Genomic DNA, 3727 nt, shown 5'->3' on the forward strand with positions numbered 1-3727 from the left:
ACATTTACACACTAAGTCTAAAATATTATTTGTGATTTTTTATACTTCTTAATCTAAAAACTAACTCATGGCCAAACAATTAAATTTACTTTCCGGACAAGTTATTACTACAGCACTCCATATCGAAATGCAACAATCATATCTTGAATATGCCATGAGTGTGATTGTTGGCCGCGCTCTGCCAGATGTTAGGGATGGACAAAAACCAGTTCATCGCCGAATATTATACGCTATGCACGAACTTGGTCTCACTCCAGATAGACCATTTCGGAAATGCGCCAGGGTAGTTGGAGACGTTCTGGGAAAATATCATCCCCACGGTGACCAAGCTGTTTATGATGCTATGGTGCGGATGATTCAAAATTTTTCCACCCGTTATCCATTACTTGATGGCCACGGCAACTTTGGCTCTATTGATAATGACCCCGCTGCTGCCATGCGTTACACAGAAAGTCGTTTGGCATCTATTGGTAATGAAGGTTTATTGACCCAAATTGGTGAAGCTACAGTTGACTTTACCAACAACTTTGATGGGTCTCAGCAAGAACCTAAAGTATTACCTGCACAACTACCATTTTTATTACTAAATGGTTCTTCTGGGATTGCCGTAGGGATGGCAACTAATGTTCCACCACATAATTTAGGAGAAGTAGTAGATGGCCTCATTGCCTTAATTGACAATCCGAATGTTTCCGATCAAAAGTTATTTCAATTAATTCCTGGGCCAGACTTTCCCACTGGAGGAGAAATTGTGGGCACAGATGGAATTGTTGATGCTTATACTAAGGGTCGAGGTAGCATCCCTATCAGGGGTGTAGCTACTATAGAGCAAGTTCCCACAGCTCGTGGACGACGCACAAAAACAGCTATTGTGGTGACAGAGTTGCCTTTCCAAGTTAATAAAGCAGGTTGGATCGAAAAAACAGCAGACTTAGTTAATGCTGGCAAGATAGAAGGTATTGCCGATCTGCGGGATGAGAGCGATCGCTCTGGTATTAGAGTTGTCATCGAACTAAAACGTGAAGTTGACCCTAGTGTTGTACTGCATCATCTCTACCAACATACTGACTTACTTTCTAAGTTTGGTGCAATTATGCTAGCTTTGGTTGATGGGCAACCACGGCAATTATCTTTGCGAGAACTTTTACAAGAATTTCTGAATTTTAGGGAAGAGACTCTCACCCGTCGCTACACCCATGAGTTAGAAATAGCTCAAGCTAGATGTCACATTGTGGAAGGTTTGCTCACTGCTTTAACAGAATTGGATACAGTAATTGATATTCTCAGAAATGCACCTGATGGCACCACTGCTAAAGTTAGCTTTCAAGAAAATTTGGGTTTAAGTGAAAATCAAGCTGATGCTATTTTAGCAATGCCAATGCGGAGACTAACTGGTTTGGAGAAACAAAAATTAGAGGAAGAATATGAGGAACTAATACAGAAAATACAAGAGTTAGAAAATTTGTTGAGCGATCGCCATCAACTACTCAAAGCGCTTAAAAAAGAATTGCGAACCCTAAAACGGAAATATAACGACCCTAGACGTACTCGAATTATTGACCGAGCAGAATCTAAAAGTACAGATAATGTTGCATCTATTTCTAAACAGAAAAGTAATCAAGAAACTGCTAATAAAGAAACAGATAGACCAACCAAAGGTAGAAGTAGAAAATCAAAAAGTACAACAGTTGAATCACAAATTTTGACTTTAGAAGCTACACCGCCACCAACAGAAAAAGTTGTTATAGAATTTACCCACAGAGGATATATCAGACGAGTTCCTGCTAAAGGATTTGAGAAACATCAAATTAATAAAAAATCTGATATTACTATTAACAATAGTGAGGATTTTACTACTAATATAATTGAGGCAACTACTGACAAAACTTTAGTATTATTAACTCGTACTGGTAAAGCATATCCTCTGAAAGTAAATGATATTCCTTCTGCTTCTAACCGTTCAACAACACGAAATGAAAATAAAGGTGTACCTTTAGTAACTTTATTACCACCATCAGCAACAANTACTGACAAAACTTTAGTATTATTAACTCGTACTGGTAAAGCATATCCTCTGAAAGTAAATGATATTCCTTCTGCTTCTAACCGTTCAACAACACGAAATGAAAATAAAGGTGTACCTTTAGTAACTTTATTACCACCATCAGCAACAAAAGAAATTACGGATTCTCGTAGAGACATTATTGTGGCTCAATTTGTTTTAAATGAAGCAGAGGAAAATAAAGACTTAATCATGTTGACTCAAAATGGCAAGATTAAACGTTTATCTTTGTCTGATTTGAGTGAGTTAACAAATCGTGGTGTAACAGTAATTAAACTTAAAGAAGATGATGAATTACGTTATGCTAATCTGGGTAAAATTGGAGAACAAGTAGTTTTAGCAACTTCTGGTGGGCGATTATTAAGATTAGAAATAGATGATGAACAATTACCATTAATGGGGCGTACCGCTCAAGGTTCTCAAGCAACTAGATTAAGGAAACAAGAAGAGTTAGTTGGTTGTGTGACTTTGGATGGAGAAAGTAATTTATTGTTACTTTCTGAACAGAGTTATGGTAAGCAAATTCCTGTTGCTAATTTGCGAGTAGCTAATCGTGGTGGTATTGGTCAAAATGCCTTTCAATTTACCAAACAAACTGATATTTTGGCAGGGATAGTTATTAGTAATTCAGAGGTTTTGGTTCAGATGTTGACAACTGATGGTAGAGTCTTTGGAATGATTGCTGGTGCGGTAAAAGTTTATGGGCTGGACGATAAAGGCGATCGCTTGCTGAAGTTGAGTGCCAAGGAAAGAATTATTAAGGTGATTAGTTATTAATCAGTTATCAGTTATCAGTTATAAGTTAATTGAATACTTTCAACTAATATCAAATCCCCTTGCTTTGCAGCAAAATAAGATTCTACCGTTAGTCATTGTCAAAACACAAGAAAAGTAGGGGTTTGGAGACCAAACCCCTACAGAGCGTGAATTGTAACGATGCTACCGGATTTGATATCAAACATCACAGTTAGTTCTGCACAACTAATACTGAACATTTAGCACGGTGAATTACATAACTGCTCACGCTACCGATCATCAGTTCACTAAAAACAGAATGTCCTCTGCGTCCCATAATAATTAGTTCTGCATCCCACTCCTCGGCAACTTTGCATATTTGCTTGCCAGGTACACCTTCTGCTTGGACAAATTCTGTGCTTATTCCTTCTTTTATAGCTTCGTTAGCCCGTGACTGCAAAAATTCTAGACATTTTTGTTCAAAATCTTTCCATTTTTGTTGATATTTTGCAATCAATTCTTTATTATACTCCCTAGAAACTACTCCAAAACTAATTGGACTATCTTCTTCTTCTGGTGATAAGACGTGCAATAGTTTTAGCTCGGAATTGTTGAGTTTTGCTAAGTTAATAGCAGTGGCAAAAACCTCATCGCCTACTTTCGATGTGTCCATTGCTGCTAGAATTTTTTGATACATAATCTAGTAAAAAGTTAATTATTTTGACTGATACTAATTATTCTATCCCAATGATCAAAAAAAAAGCTATATTTTAGGACTTATTTAAGTATAAATATTACTCTTATCTACTCTAAATTAAATTTCCTACAAGAGGAGTCAGGAGAAAAGAATCTATTAGGAGAAAGAAGTGTTTTTATCACTAATTATCCGGATATGGTATAGCAATCCGCGCATTAAGTTGCGGGGAATCA

At 37.0% G+C, this 3727-nt stretch carries 3 protein-coding genes; 2 read left to right on the plus strand and 1 reads right to left on the minus strand.

Features of this window, described 5'->3' with window-relative positions; all coding sequences use genetic code 11:
• Positions 1–67 precede the first annotated feature (67 nt).
• Positions 68–2024, plus strand: a 1957-nt coding sequence (locus tag AFK68_RS06335; RefSeq protein WP_246844031.1) for a DNA topoisomerase (ATP-hydrolyzing) subunit A, incomplete at its 3' end; no start/stop codon positions are given.
• A gap of 230 nt (positions 2025–2254) precedes the next feature.
• A complete protein-coding gene (locus AFK68_RS41125) occupies positions 2255–2839 on the plus strand; it encodes a DNA gyrase C-terminal beta-propeller domain-containing protein (protein WP_371357259.1) in 585 nt (194 codons plus the stop codon).
• 190 nt (positions 2840–3029) lie between these two features.
• On the opposite strand, the gene AFK68_RS06340 is transcribed toward AFK68_RS41125, so the two are convergent.
• Positions 3030–3494, minus strand: a complete 465-nt coding sequence (locus tag AFK68_RS06340) for a universal stress protein (protein ID WP_094672042.1) — start codon at positions 3492–3494, stop codon at positions 3030–3032.
• Positions 3495–3727: the final 233 nt, after the last annotated feature.

Origin of the sequence: Hydrocoleum sp. CS-953 (assembly GCF_002260545.1) — a bacterium.
Classification (GTDB): Bacteria; Cyanobacteriota; Cyanobacteriia; order Cyanobacteriales; family Microcoleaceae; genus Trichodesmium.